Origin of the sequence: Spiribacter roseus (assembly GCF_002813635.1) — a bacterium.
Taxonomy (GTDB): Bacteria; Pseudomonadota; Gammaproteobacteria; order Nitrococcales; family Nitrococcaceae; genus Spiribacter; species Spiribacter roseus.
Window position 1 is genome coordinate 1,353,128 of the sequence record NZ_CP016382.1, and the last position, 13,640, is coordinate 1,366,767.

Sequence of the window (13,640 nt, forward strand, 5' to 3'; positions counted from 1 at the left end):
CTCGCTGATCAATCGGTCGCTGTGATGAATAACCCCCCAGTCTACAGGTTGCGCGGCGGAATTGTCGGCCAGCCGGCGATTTCCTAGCGCCGTCCCAGGAAAAACGCCACCAGCAGCAGCAGCGGAAACACCTCGAGTCGTCCCAGCAGCATGAGCACGCTCAGCACCAGCGCGGCGCCGGTGTCCAGGTCCGGTCCGGCCACCCCGGTGGCGAGCCCGTTGTTGAACAGCGCCGAGGCCGTGTCGAAGAACACATAGGCCAGACGCATGTCATCGGGCATCCAGTAGAGCATGATGAAAACGCCGACGAGCCACAGCAGCATGAATACGCCCACGAGCCGCAGCGCGGTATGCCCGAGCCGCGCCATTTCCGCCGGCGTGATCCGGGCGCCGTTATAGCGCAGCACGACCACCTCGTGGGGCGTGGCGCGCAGCCGTCTCAGCTGGCCGACCACGTCCTTGATCAAAAGCCCGACGCGCAGCAGTTTGATGCCTCCGGCCGCCGAGCCGGCCATGCCGCCCATGGCCAGCCCGACCAGCATCAACAGCAGCGAGCCATTGTCGAGTGTGGCGATGTTCACCGATGTCACACCGGTGGCGGTGATGGCGGATACCCACAGCACCAGCGCACTGACCGGGTCGGTATCGGCACCCACCAGCCAGCGGTGTCCCCAGAGCAGCAGCCCGCCCAGCACGAGCACGTAGACGAATACCCGCACCTCCAGCAATTGCCACAGGGACCGCGGGCCGACCCGCTCGACCACCATCCGGTAATGAATGAGAAAGCTGATCGCCCCCACCAGCATGATCGGTGTGTAGGCCAGTCGAACCGCAGTGCTCGCGCTCGCCAGCCCATCATCGGTGATCGTGAACCCGCCCGTGGAAATCGCCGACATGGCGTGATTGATGGCCCGCCACAGTGGGTCGCCGGCCAGCCACAGCAACAGGATGCCAATCAGCGTGTAGCCCACATAGATGGCCCAGATGGCCTGCACGGTGGATTTGACCGTCGGCAGGATCTTTTCATCGCGGGCTTCCGAGAAGTACAGGTTGATCGCGCCGCGCTCGGCGGGGATCACCGCCAGCAGCAGAAGGATGACACCAATGCCACCCACCCACTGGATCAGGCTGCGCCACCACTGGATATGCAGGGGCAGCTCGGAGGCGGCACTCACCACCGTCAGGCCGGTGGAGGTGAACCCCGATACCGATTCGAACACGGCATTGGCCGGATACCGGAAGATCTGGATAGCGGCGTCAACCGCGGGCGGCGAGAGATGCGCACTGATATAAATGGGGATCGCCCCCACCAGGGTGATGAGCAGCCAGCTGATCGCGGCAATCAGCATGGATTGATAGCGATAGAACACCAGCGGGCCCCGCGTCGTCCAGACCAGCGCCTGCCCCGCGCCCAGCGAAACCGCCGCGGTGATCAGGAACCCGGCCAGCCCCCACCGCTCGCCGCCCCACCAGGCGATGGGCAACGAAGCCAGCGCCATGGCGCCGGGGACATGCAGGAGAAAGCCGACGCCACGCAGGATCTCGCGCACGCGCTCATCCCCCCAGCTTGCGCTCGAGAAACTCCCGCCGGCGGCGGCCACGCAGGCGCTCCGTGGCGAACAGGATCACGCTGTCGCCCGCCGCCAGGGCATCGCCCTCGGTCAAGGGCTGGGTCTCGCCGTCACGGACCCGCGCCAGCAGCTGCAGCCCCGCGTCCGGCAGTTCCCGCTGCTGGATCGTGCGGGCGTCAAGCCCCAGCAGGGGCGAACCGTCTTCAAGTCTGAGTTCGATGATCTGCTGGCCGCCACGCAGGGTGGTGACATCGCTGATGCCCGGCAACAGGGTGATGTCCAGCAGATGCTGGGCCACCAGACGCTCCGGGTCGCCGAGCACGCGCACCCCCAGGCGGCGGAACATGGCCATATGCGAACGGCGGCTGACGGTGGCCGTCAGCGTTTTCACCCCGACCTCCCGGGCCAGCAGTATCGCCATGAGATTGGTCGAGTCGTCATCCGTGGTGGCGATCAGCGCCTCGGCCCGCGCCAGCTGGCTTTCATCGACAAAGGCATCGTCACCGACGTCCATGGACAGCACCCGCACGTCGTGCTGCTCGGCACAGGCATCGGCCAGTGCCGGGTCGCTCTCGACCACCACCAGCTCGTTGTTGGTGCCCGACAGGGCCTGCTCGATCAGGTTCGTGCCGACCGGGCCGGCACCGATTATCACAATCATCACTGCGGGGTGGCCCTCTGGTTGCGGGTTGAAATCGTCGCCATCATACCGCCAGCGGCGGCGTCTGCATCGCGCTCAGCTGCTCGCGCAGCGCCAGCACATGCTCGTCCCAGTAACGCTCGCTGCCAAACCAGGGGAAGGCCGCCGGAAACGCCGGATCATGCCAGCGCCGTGCCAGCCAGGCGGCATAATTCATCATCCGCAGGGTGCGCAGCGCTTCGAGCAGGTGCAGCTCACGGGGGTCGAATTCGCGGAACTGCTCGTAGCCGGCCACCAGGTCACTGAGCTGCAGCGTTCGCTCGGCACGCTCGCCGCTGAGCAGCATCCACAGATCCTGGATCGCCGGCCCGGTGCGACAGTCGTCCAGATCCACCAGATGCGGGCCAGCCTGCGTCCAGAGGATGTTACCCGGATGGAAATCGCCGTGCAGACGGACAGCCGCACTCTGTCCGGCCCGCGCCCAGGCCTCGTCAATGGCGCTCAACAGCTCATCGGTCACCGCGCGATAGGCCCCCGCCAGCGCTGCCGGTATCCAGCCGGCCTCCAGCAGCCAGTCGCGGCTCTGTCGACCCATGACATCCGGATCAAGCAGCGGCCGGTGGGCGAATTCGGCGGCTTCACCGACCGTGTGCAGACGCCCCAGCAGCCGGCCCAGCCATTCCCGGGTGGCCGCCTGGTCGAGCTCGGGCGCATGCCCGCCGCGACGCGGGTAGAGGGCGAAACGAAACCCCGCGGCATGGTGGAGGGTGTGACCGTCGAGGCTGATGGGCGGCACGATCGGGATATCGTGTCCGGCCAGTTGCCGGGCGAAGGCGTGTTCCTCGATGATCGACCCATCACTCCAGCGCCCGGGCCGATAGACCTTGAGAATCAGCGGTGTCCCGTCCTCGACGCCGAGCTGATAGACCCGGTTTTCATAGCTATTGAGGGCGAGCAGACGGCCATCCGCCTGCACGCCGGCGGCCTCGACCATATCCAGGATCAGCGCCGGCTGCAGGGCGGCAAATGGGTGATCGAGCGGTCCGGATTCTTCAGCCACTGACAGACTCGGCCGGTGTTTCACGGAAACGTTCCCAGACCGCGGGGATATCCGGTGGGAGGGGCGCCAGACGCCCGATCTCGATCCACGGGAAGTCGGGATCATGAAAATCCGAACCCTTTGACCCCGTCAGACCAAAGCGTCGTGCCAGCGCGGCGGCGGCCACTTGGTCATCCCGCCCGCCGCCACCGTTGGCCACCTCGATGGATTGCCCACCGGCGTCGACAAACGCCTGAATGGCGGCACGCAGGGCACCCCGCGAGAGGCCGTAGCGCAGCGGATGGGCGAACACGGCGATCCCCCCGGCGGCGTGTATCCAGGCCACCACCTCTTCGATTCGAGCCCATTCAACGGCGGCATAACCCGGCCGCCCGCGCTTCAGGTAGCGCTCGAAAGCGGCCTGGACCGTGGACACCGCCCCCTGCTCGACCAGGGCCCGGGCGAAGTGCGCCCGCCCCGGCACCCCTTGGGCCAATCGCTCGAGACGCTCGGTGATATCGCTGATGCCCGCCCGGGTGAGCCGCTCGGCGATGCGCACGGCACGCTGACGGCGCTCGATCTGCTGCCTGGCCACGCCCTCGAGCAGTATCGGGGTCGTGATATCAATGTCCAGGCCAACGATATGCACCACACCCCGTGCCCAGCGCGCCGAGAGCTCGATACCCGGTATGCAGTCGATGCCGCATTGTGCGGCCGCCGCCTGCGCCTCGGGGAGGCCCTCGAGGGTGTCATGGTCGGTGAGTGCCATCAGCCGGACGCCCTGATCCGCGGCCCGCTGGACCACCGCCGTGGGCGACAGACGGCCATCCGAAGCGGTACTGTGCATATGCAGATCAATACGGCTGGCGGACTTCGACGCCTTGCTTGTGGCCTTCATGCCCCCATCCTATAATGAAACGCTCGGCAGCCGCAGGCTGCCGTTTGTTTTTGGAGGTCATGACGATGACAACTGCCCTGATGCCCACATACAAGCGCCTGCCTGTGGCGTTCCAGCGCGGTGACGGCGCCTGGCTGGAGGACACCGAAGGCCACTGGTACCTGGATGCGCTCTCGGGCATCGCCGTATGCGGCCTCGGGCATGCTCACCCGGCGGTGGCCGCTGCGGTTGCCGATCAGGCGGGCACCCTCGTGCACACCTCCAATCTCTACGAGGTGCCGCATCAGACCCGACTTGGCGAGCGGCTCTGTCAGCTCAGCGGTCTGGATCAGGTGTTCTTCGCCAACAGCGGCGCCGAGGCCAACGAGGCGGCCATCAAGCTGGCACGGCTGCATGGGCATCACCGCGGCATTGAAGCACCCGAGATCATTGTCGCCGACAATGCCTTTCACGGGCGCACCTTGGGGGCGTTGACGGCCACCGGCAACCGCAGCGCTCAGACCGGCTTCGGCCCCCTGCCGGCCGGGTTCGTGCGCGCCCCGTACAACGACAGTGCGGCCATCGAGGCGGTGGCCAGCGAGCGCACCGTTGCGGTGTTCGTCGAACCCGTCCAGGGCGAGGGCGGCATCGTGGTGCCCGACGCCGATTATCTGCCGGCCCTGCGGCGACTCTGCGATCAGCGAGGATGGCTGCTGATGCTCGACGAGGTGCAGTCAGGCGTGGGCCGGACCGGCGCGTGGTTTGCCCACCAACACGCCGGGATCCGTCCCGATGTCGTCACCCTGGCCAAGGCCCTTGCCAACGGCGTCCCCATCGGCGCTTGCCTGGCCGGTGGCCCGGCCAGCGGTGTGCTGGGGCCGGGCAGCCATGGCACCACCTTTGGTGGTAACCCGTTGTCGAGCCGTGCCGCGCTGGCGGTGATCGAGACCATCGAGCGGGACGGACTACTCGATCGGGCGGCGGTTGTCGGCAAGCGCATTCTGCGCGGACTGCGCGACGGCCTGACCGGCGTCCGCGGCGTTCATGACATCCGCGGCCAAGGGCTCATGATCGGTGTCGAGCTGGAGGGTCCCTGTCCCTCACTGGTGCCGCAGGCGCTCGATGCCGGCGTCCTGATCAACGTAACGGCGGGCCGCGTGGTGCGGCTACTGCCACCACTGACCTTCACTGACGAGCAGGCCGACCGGCTGGTCGATACCCTGACGCCATTGATCCAGCAGACCGCGGAAGCCCTCGCCGATCCGTCGGCGGCGCTCGCCTGAGTCTGACAGGGGAATCCAATGCCACCGCGCCACTTTCTGACCCTCGCCGATATTGATGCCGAAACCCTCGAGACCCTGCTGCGGCGGGCCGCCGAGCTGCGCGCGCTGCACCACGACGGCAGCCTGCATGAGCCCCTTCGCGGGCGAGTGCTGGGCATGATCTTCGAGAAGTCGTCGACACGCACCCGCGTCTCCTTCGAGGCTGGAATGGCTCAGCTGGGTGGCAGTGCGCTGTTCCTGTCGCCGCGGGACACCCAGCTCGGCCGCGGCGAGCCCATCGAGGACACCGCCCGGGTGCTCTCCGGCATGGTCGATGCGGTGATGATCCGCACCTTCGATCACTCCACCGTCGAGCGCTTTGCCGGCGCCTCCAGCGTGCCCGTGATCAATGGCCTGACCGATGATCACCACCCCTGCCAGCTGCTCGCCGATCTGCAGACCTGGCAGGCACATCGGGGCGAGCTTCAGGGGCGGACCGTGGCGTGGATGGGTGATGGCAACAACATGTGCCGCTCGTGGATGCAGGCCGCGGAAATGATGGATTTCCGGCTTGCCATCGGGGCGCCGTCGGCCTATGCCCCGGAAGACCTGGCCGATTACCCCAACAGCCGCCACGAGACCGACCCGCAGGCGGCGGTGGAGGGCGCCGACCTGGTGGTCACCGACGTCTGGGCGAGCATGGGGATGGAGGACGAACGTCAGACCCGGCTTGAGGACTTTGCCGCCTATCAGGTCAATGAAGCGCTGATGGCGGCGGCCGGCGAACAAGCGCTTTTCATGCACTGCCTGCCCGCCCACCGTGGCGAGGAAGTGACCGCCGATGTCATCGACGGCCCCCGGAGTGTGGTCTGGGAAGAGGCGGAAAACCGCCTCCATGCCCAGAAGGCCCTGCTGGAGTGGCTGGTGACCCCGCGCCGCTAGCGGCGGTCGCCGGTGGCCTCCTCGGCCATCTGCTCAAAACTGATGTGGCGGACATCCTTGCCGCGCACGAAGTAGATCACGTATTCGCAGATGTTCCGGGACCGGTCACCGATCCGCTCCAGCGAGCGGGTCGCCCAGACGATATCCAGAACCGGCGGCACCGACTTGGGATTATCCTCGAGGTGTTTCACCAGGTTGCGGATGATCGAGTCATACTGCGCGTCCGCCTTAATGTCCTCCTGCGCCACGCGCACCGCCTGTTCCGAGTCCATGCGCGCGAAGGCGTCCAGCGCGCCACGCAGAATGCCCTTGATCTGCTCGCCCAGGGCGGCGATTTCGGCCATCGGACTGCGGCGCCGATCCTCGTCGAGCAGATGCAGCGCCATCCGCCCCACCCGCTCGGCCTCGTCGCCGATGCGCTCGAGGTCGGTGATGGCCTTGATGACCGCCATGATCAGGCGCAGGTCACTGGCGGTGGGCTGGCGACGCGCGAGAATGTGGGTGCAGGCCTCGTCCAGCTCGACCTCCATGGCATTGATCTTATAATCGGACGTCACCACCTGTTCGCCCTTTTCCTGATCGCCATTCACCAGGGCATCGAGAGCCGCCTCGAGCTGCTGCTCGACCAGCCCGCCCATGGTCATGACCCGGGTGACGATACGCTCGAGGTCCTCGTTGTACTGCTGCGAGATATGCTGAGTGAACGTCTTTTTATCCATGCTTGTTGCCGCTCCCTGCCGGCTCAGCCGAACCGGCCGGTGATGTAGTCTTCGGTCCGCTGTTCCGCCGGGTTGGTGAACAGCGTATCCGTGTCGTTCACCTCGACAATCTGACCCATGTGGAAAAACGCCGTGTATCCGGCCACCCGGGCGGCCTGCTGCAGGTTATGGGTGACGATGACAATGGTGTAGTTGTCCTTGAGCTCGTGGATCAGCTCCTCCACCGTTGCCGTCGCCAGCGGATCGAGGGCCGATGCCGGCTCGTCCATGAGGATGACCTCAGGGTTGACGGCGATGGCCCGGGCGATACACAGCCGCTGCTGCTGGCCGCCCGACAGCTCGGTCCCGGGTGTGTCCAGACGGTCCGCGACTTCGTTCCAGAGGCCCGCCCGCTTGAGCGATGATTCGACCAGGTCGTCCAGCTCCGACCGGGAGGTCCCGGTCCCGTGGAGCCGTGGCGCATAGGCGATGTTCTCGTAGATGCTCTTCGGGAACGGATTGGGCTTCTGGAAAACCATGCCCACAAAGGTCCGAAGCTGGACCACATCGACGCTCGGGTCGTAGATGTCCTCGCCCTCGAGCGCCACGCCACCCTTGATGTGAACCTGGGGGATCAGGTCGTTCATCCGGTTGAGACAGCGCAGGAACGTCGACTTGCCGCAGCCCGACGGGCCAATCAGGGCCGTGACCTCCTGGGCCGGCATGTCCAGGTTGATCCCATGCAGGGCCTGGGTGTCGCCGTACCACAGATTGAGATCGGTGGCGCTCATTTTCGCCAGTTCCGACTCATTGCGTGTTTGTGTGGTGTTTGCCTCGGTTTCCGGCATCGTTACTCCCGCCCTGGCCGCGGCATTTTGCTTGACTTCAGTTTCCATGAATTCCTCACCCGTCGCTACCAGCGACGTTCGAACTTGCGCCGCAGAAGCACGGCGGTGGCGTTGAGTGTCAGTAGAATCGCTAGGAGCACCATGATCCCGGCTGCGGTCTTTTCGCTGAAGGCCTGACGGGGCTCGCCCGCCCAGGTGAAGATCTGGGCCGGCAGCACCGTCGCCGAGTCGAAGATGCTCGACGGCGCCTCCGGGATATAGGCGATCATCCCCACGATGATCAGCGGCGCGGTTTCACCCATCGCCTGCGCCAGCCCGATGATGGTGCCGGTAAGGATGCCCGGGAGCGACAGCGGCAGGACGTGGTCACGTACCACCTGCCAGCGCGAACAGCCCATCGCGAAGGCACCCAGCCGGATCGGATCCGGTACCGAGCGCAGCGCCGCCCGGGTGCTGATGATGATGATCGGCAGGGTCATCAACCCCAGCGTGAGTCCACCGACCAGTGCTGATGAGCGCGGCACACCGAGGGTATTGATGAACACCGCCAGGCCAAGCAGGCCGAAGATGATCGACGGCACCGCCGCCAGGTTGTTGATATTGACTTCAATCGCCTGGGTCAGCTTGTTATCCGGCGCGAATTCCTCGAGGTAAATGGCCGACATGACCCCGATTGGAAAGGCGAACACCAGCGTCACGGCCAATACCAGGATCGAGCCGACCGCCGCGGAGAATATGCCCGCCAGTTCCGGGAGTTTGGAGTCACCACTGGTGAAGAAGGCCCAGTTGAACGTGGTGCGCATCACGCCTTCGGCGAGCAGCGCGTCCACCTGGCGGGCCAGCGCTGGTTCGAGCTCATCCTTGCCCTTGACGTACTGGTCGATGGTGCTTTTGACCGGCACCCACGCCTCACGCGTGATCCCGGCCAGCTCCGGGTTGTTGCTGATCTCCAGCGGGATGCCGCGGACCGCACCCCGGGAGACGATATCCCGGAGGTCCTCGGCGACCGCGAATTGGCCGATGCGCTCCGCGCGCTCGTTGTAGTCCAGCGTTACTTTGACCTCGGTCCGCCAGAAAGCGCTCTGCCCCTGGCCGATGATATCGGTGAAAAACGCGATGATGATGCCGAAGGCAACGAACAGCGCGGCGATCGAGTAACCCCGGAAGCGGGCCTCGCGCCTGTAACGGGCGCGGATCAGTGGATCGTTGGCAGAGCCGGTCAGTCGTCGTTGCATCGCAGGGCGTCCCGTTTAGTCGTACTTCTGCTTGAATCGGCGAACCAGATAGGTCGAGAGCAGATTGAGCATCAATGTCACTGTGAAAAGCACCAGCCCAAGCGCAAACGCGGAAAGGGTCTGCGGGCTGTCAAAGGCCAGATCACCGGTCAGGGAGTAAACGATGCTGACCGTGACCGTGGTCATATCCTCCAGCGGATTCCAGGTGAGGTTGGGCCGCACGCCGGCCGCCATGACAACGATCATCGTCTCACCCAGCGCCCGCGAGACGCCCAGCAGAAACGCCGAGATCACACCGGGCAGCGCGGCCGGAAGGATCACCTTCTTGATCGTCTCGGAATGGGTCGTGCCCAGTGCGTAGGCGCCCTCGCGCAGACTCTGCGGGATGCTGTTGATCACATCGTCGGACAGCGACGAGATGAACGGGATGATCATGATGCCCATCACGATGCCGGGCGAGAGGATGTTGCTATATGACGCATCCAGTCCGAAGAACTCGGCGATGTCGACGATGATCGGGGTCACGGTGATGGCGGCAAAGAAGCCGTAGACGACGGTCGGGATGCCGGCAAGGATCTCCAGGACCGGCTTCGCGATGCCGCGCTGACGCGGCGTGGCGTACTCGGACATGAATATCGCGGAGAGCAGACCGATCGGCAGCGCCGTCGCCATGGCGATGCCGGTGACCATGAACGTGCCGGCGAACAATGGCACGGAACCAAAGAATGAGCTCCCTTCGGACACCTCGTCGCCGCGGCCAGCCGCTTCAAGAAAGGTATCACCCGGCGACCAGACGGTACCGGTCACGAACTCCCAGACACTGACCTCGCGGAAGAAACGCATGGCCTCGAACAGGATCGAGAGCACGATCGCGATGGTTGTGAAGATCGAAATAAGCGCGGCGCTCAGCAGCAGCCAGCGGATTGTACGGTCGAGCGCGTTACGCGCCCGCAGTTCCGGGCGGATCGCCCGCAGTCCAAGACTGAGCCCCACTGCCCCTGCCGCCAGCGATACCATCAGGACCACTTCGTTGGCGGGTGCGATGACGCCAGTCACACTGAGCAGAGCCATTCCCAGGGCAAAACCGAGCGCCGGCAGACCCATCCAGATGACCGGGTACCAGCCATATTGCTGCGGTCGGGAATGCATACTGATGCCACTGGCCATGGCCGCCAGCGCCTTGCCCCGCCCCCATCGAAAACCGATCAGGCCGAGTCCGGCAATCGCCGCCATTAACAGAAGCGTAGTGGTCGCAATGCTCAAGGCGATCCCCCAGGATTCACTGTTTCGTCAGACCATAGAGGCCGCCACCTCCAGCGGAGATAGCGGCCCTTAACGTCAGCGACTCATCGTATTATCGAGTCGCTCCGGACGTTACCCCTCGAGGTCGCTGCGCTGCAGATCAACCCGGTTGTCGACCCGATCACGCCACTCGGCGCTCTGCGCGGACGGCAGGGGAATCAGGCCCTCTTCGATCAGCAGGCCATCCTCACCGATCATGATGTCATCCATGAACAGGCTGACGTACTGGTCGATACCCGGGATCACACCCTCGTGGGCATCCTTGATATAGAACCAGAGGCTGCGGGCGACCGGATAGTCTTCCTGCGAGATCGTCTCGGTGGTCGGCTCGACCCCGTCGACGGTGGCCGCATCCAGCGTGTCCTCGTTCTCGACCAGGAAGCTGTAGCCAAACACACCAATCGCGTCCGTGTTCTCCTGGATCCGCTGGACGATCAGGTTATCATTCTCGCCCGAGTCGACGTAGACGCCGTCCGCACGGATATCGGTGTACTCCGCCGGGAAGCCGGCCCCTTCAGCGGTCTCTTCCATGACCAGCTCTTCGAAGGCGTCGCGGGTGCCGGAGGTCGTCGGCGGGCCGAGGATCTCGATCTCACGATCGGGCAGGCTGGAGTCGATCTCATTCCAGTTGGTGTAGGGATTGTCGACCATCTCCCCGTCCTGCGGGACCTGGGCGGCAACCGCCATCAGGATCTGCTCACGGGTCAGGGCCAGCGGATCGTTCTCATCGCTCTGGGCGAGGACGATGCCGTCGGAGCCGATCAGCGCCTCGGTGATCTCAGTGACGCCGTTTTCCTGGCAGCGATCGAACTCGCTCGGCTTCATGCGGCGCGAGGCGTTGGTGATATCCGGCGTACCGACACCGACGCCCTCACAGAACAGGCGCATTCCGCCACCGGAGCCGGTCGACTCGATGACCGGAGTGGGGAAGTTGGTCGTCGCACCGAACTCCTCGACAACATAGCTGGCGAAGGGATAGACCGTGCTGGAGCCGACGATCCGGATCTGCTCACGCTCCTGCGCGCTCGCCAGAGTCGTCACGCCGACCGTGGCCGCCAGGGCCAGTGCACTCGTTTTCCAAATCTGCATGAGGTTACTCCTCGTTGATGCTTCGGTTGTGGACTGTGGGGAGCGTAGCCACGCTTTGTGACAGGATCATGAAACCGACGCATCGGGTGCCGGGCTGACCCGCGCGGCTATCGGGAAAAGCGCCGTGAAGGTACTCCCCACGCCCATCTCACTGGTGATCTCAAGCCGGGCGCCGTGGCGCGAGAGCACGTGCTTGACGATGGCGAGCCCCAGCCCCGTGCCGCCATCACGCGCCGCACGACCGGCGTCCACGCGATAGAACCGTTCGGTGAGCCGCGGGATATGGTGGGCGGGAATACCGCGCCCCGTGTCCGCGACCGCCAGGCAGGCCGCCCCCTCAGCGACAAACCAGCGCACGTCGATCCGGCCCCCGGCGGCGGTGTATTTCACGGCATTCGACAGCAGGTTGGAGAGCGCGCTGCGGATCTCGTCCTCATCCCCCTCAATGCTCAGCGACTCATCCGCTGTCACACTGATGCCATGTTGGCCGCCGCTGAGCGCCCGGGCCTCTTCCACCGCCTCGTCCAGCAGCCGCGGCATGTCCAGGGCGGCGCGATCCACCACCGGGCGCTCGGTCTCGAGCCGCGAGAGCAGCAGCAGATCATCCACCAGCCGCGTCATGCGCCCGATCTGCTGATCCATCAACGCCAGCGGCCGCTGTAGATCCTCGGCGTCCAGCGACTCCATCTCACCGAGCTGCTCCGACATTCCCTGCAATACGGTCAGCGGCGTGCGCAGCTCATGACTGACGTTACCGACAAAATCCCGCCGCATGGTCTCCAGCCGATGCAGCTCCGAGACATCGCGCGCGAGCAGCATCTGCTGGTGGTCGCCGTAGGGGACGATTCGAATCTCGAGCGTGCGGCGCGGATCCTGCGGTGAAGGGATCTTGACCGCTGCGGTCCAGTCCCGCGCCGTCAGATACGCGGCAAAGTCGGGATGCCGGATCAGGTTGGCAATGCGCTGGCCACGGTCCAGGGGCCATTGCAGACCCAGATACCGCGACGCCAGGCGATTCCACCACTGCATCTCGCCCGCTGCCGAGAGCACGATGGTGCCGTCGGGCATGGCATTGGCGCCCTCGCGAAACCGTCGCAGCAGGCCCACCAGACGCAGCCGCCGGGCGCGCTGCCGGTTCTGCTGACGATCGAGGCCATCCAGCACATGCCCCCACAGCCCTCGACCACGAGGCGGATGGCGGCGTCGCGATGTCCGCAGCCAGCGCTCCAGACGATAGACCTGCACCAGTTGATGGACCAGCAGCGCCGCGCCCGCCAGCAGCACCAGCCATGGGACGCCGGTGGCAAGCCCGAAGACCGCCAGAAACGCCCCCCCGGCCACGGTGCGGAACACCACGGCCGGCCACGGGTTGCTCATCAACATGGGCGGACCCGTTCAGTCGGCGGAAAAACGATAGCCCGCGCCGCGGACGGTCTGCAGCAGGTCATGATGCCCGGAGGGCTCGAGGGCCTTGCGCAGGCGGCGGATGTGGACGTCAACGGTGCGCTCCTCGACATAGACATTCGTTCCCCAGACATTATCGAGAAGCTGCGCACGGTTGAACACACGATCGGGATGGGTCATGAAAAAGTGCAGCAACCTGAACTCGGTCGGCCCCATTTCGAGGGCACGACCGGTCCCGGTCACCCGATGGCTGACCGGGTCGAGCCGCAGATCGCGGGCCTCCACCGGCGACTCGTTGGCGGTGGGCTGGACCCGTCGCAGCACCGCCTTCACCCGCGCCACGAGCTCACGCGGGGAAAACGGCTTGGGTACGTAGTCATCCGCACCGGCATCCAGCCCCCTGATCCGATCCGCCTCTTCGCCCCGCGCAGTCAGCACGATGATCGGGATATCCCGGGTGGCGCGGTCGCGTTTGAGCCGACGGGCGAAGTCGATGCCGCTCTGCCCCGGTAACATCCAGTCGAGAAGCAGCAGGTCGGGCTGACTGAGCCGGATGGCCGCCTCGCCGTCCTCGGCGGATTCGGCGTGCCGCACCCGATAGCCGGCCCGCTCCAGAGCCATCGCCACCATTTCGCGGATGGCCGATTCGTCCTCTACCAGCAGAATACTCGCCAAGACTGATCCCCCTACCCTTGGTTGCGCCCCAGTATAATGACATTCAGATTGCGACTCT

The 13,640-nt window shown here is 65.4% G+C and carries 13 protein-coding genes; 2 read left to right on the plus strand and 11 right to left on the minus strand.

The window, feature by feature from the left end; translation table 11 throughout:
- Positions 1 to 83 precede the first annotated feature (83 nt).
- From BBH56_RS06585 to BBH56_RS06600, 4 genes are read right to left on the minus strand one after another with little or no spacing between them, the layout of a single operon-like run.
- Positions 84 to 1,601 (minus strand): TrkH family potassium uptake protein, encoded by a 1,518-nt coding sequence (locus BBH56_RS06585; protein WP_148122335.1) that lies wholly within the window; start codon positions 1,599 to 1,601, stop codon positions 84 to 86.
- The gene (locus tag BBH56_RS06590) at positions 1,555 to 2,232 is read right to left on the minus strand and encodes a potassium channel family protein (protein WP_148122336.1); all 678 of its coding nucleotides are present in this window, start codon (positions 2,230 to 2,232) and stop codon (positions 1,555 to 1,557) included. Before BBH56_RS06590 ends, BBH56_RS06585 begins: the two co-directional genes overlap by 47 nt.
- A gap of 43 nt (positions 2,233 to 2,275) precedes the next feature.
- Positions 2,276 to 3,271: a serine/threonine protein kinase gene (locus BBH56_RS06595; RefSeq protein WP_235013322.1), complete on the minus strand. Its 996-nt coding sequence runs from the start codon at positions 3,269 to 3,271 to the stop codon at positions 2,276 to 2,278.
- Positions 3,264 to 4,148 (minus strand): PHP domain-containing protein, encoded by an 885-nt coding sequence (locus BBH56_RS06600; RefSeq protein WP_148122338.1) that lies wholly within the window; start codon positions 4,146 to 4,148, stop codon positions 3,264 to 3,266. Before BBH56_RS06600 ends, BBH56_RS06595 begins: the two co-directional genes overlap by 8 nt.
- 65 nt (positions 4,149 to 4,213) lie before the next feature.
- Here BBH56_RS06600 and BBH56_RS06605 point away from each other — a divergent pair, with 65 nt between their 5' ends.
- Both BBH56_RS06605 and argF read left to right on the plus strand, forming a co-directional pair.
- Entirely contained in the window at positions 4,214 to 5,410 is a 1,197-nt protein-coding gene (locus BBH56_RS06605; protein WP_148122763.1) for an acetylornithine transaminase, read from the plus strand.
- Between the two features lie 18 nt (positions 5,411 to 5,428).
- Positions 5,429 to 6,331: an ornithine carbamoyltransferase gene (gene argF, locus BBH56_RS06610; protein WP_148122339.1), complete on the plus strand. Its 903-nt coding sequence runs from the start codon at positions 5,429 to 5,431 to the stop codon at positions 6,329 to 6,331.
- Here the strand turns inward: argF and phoU are convergent.
- The 7 genes from phoU to phoB all read right to left on the minus strand — a co-directional run bounded on the left by phoU (position 6,328) and on the right by phoB (position 13,582).
- Positions 6,328 to 7,050 (minus strand): phosphate signaling complex protein PhoU, encoded by a 723-nt coding sequence (gene phoU / locus BBH56_RS06615; protein ID WP_069134130.1) that lies wholly within the window; start codon positions 7,048 to 7,050, stop codon positions 6,328 to 6,330. The two genes, argF and phoU, sit on opposite strands and share 4 nt — an antisense overlap.
- 23 nt (positions 7,051 to 7,073) lie before the next feature.
- Entirely contained in the window at positions 7,074 to 7,925 is an 852-nt protein-coding gene (pstB, locus tag BBH56_RS06620) for a phosphate ABC transporter ATP-binding protein PstB (RefSeq protein WP_404828032.1), read from the minus strand.
- 17 nt (positions 7,926 to 7,942) lie between these two features.
- Positions 7,943 to 9,112, minus strand: a complete 1,170-nt coding sequence (pstA, locus tag BBH56_RS06625) for a phosphate ABC transporter permease PstA (RefSeq protein WP_148122341.1) — start codon at positions 9,110 to 9,112, stop codon at positions 7,943 to 7,945.
- A gap of 15 nt (positions 9,113 to 9,127) precedes the next feature.
- A complete protein-coding gene (pstC, locus tag BBH56_RS06630) occupies positions 9,128 to 10,375 on the minus strand; it encodes a phosphate ABC transporter permease subunit PstC (RefSeq protein ID WP_198515199.1) in 1,248 nt (415 codons plus the stop codon).
- Positions 10,376 to 10,486: 111 nt separating this feature from the next.
- Positions 10,487 to 11,503, minus strand: coding sequence for a substrate-binding domain-containing protein (locus BBH56_RS06635; protein ID WP_144348072.1), 1,017 nt, complete (start codon positions 11,501 to 11,503; stop codon positions 10,487 to 10,489).
- Between the two features lie 66 nt (positions 11,504 to 11,569).
- Positions 11,570 to 12,886: a phosphate regulon sensor histidine kinase PhoR gene (gene phoR, locus BBH56_RS06640; protein WP_148122343.1), complete on the minus strand. Its 1,317-nt coding sequence runs from the start codon at positions 12,884 to 12,886 to the stop codon at positions 11,570 to 11,572.
- A gap of 12 nt (positions 12,887 to 12,898) precedes the next feature.
- A complete protein-coding gene (gene phoB, locus BBH56_RS06645; protein ID WP_083217688.1) occupies positions 12,899 to 13,582 on the minus strand; it encodes a phosphate regulon transcriptional regulator PhoB in 684 nt (227 codons plus the stop codon).
- Between the last annotated feature and the right edge of the window lie 58 nt (positions 13,583 to 13,640).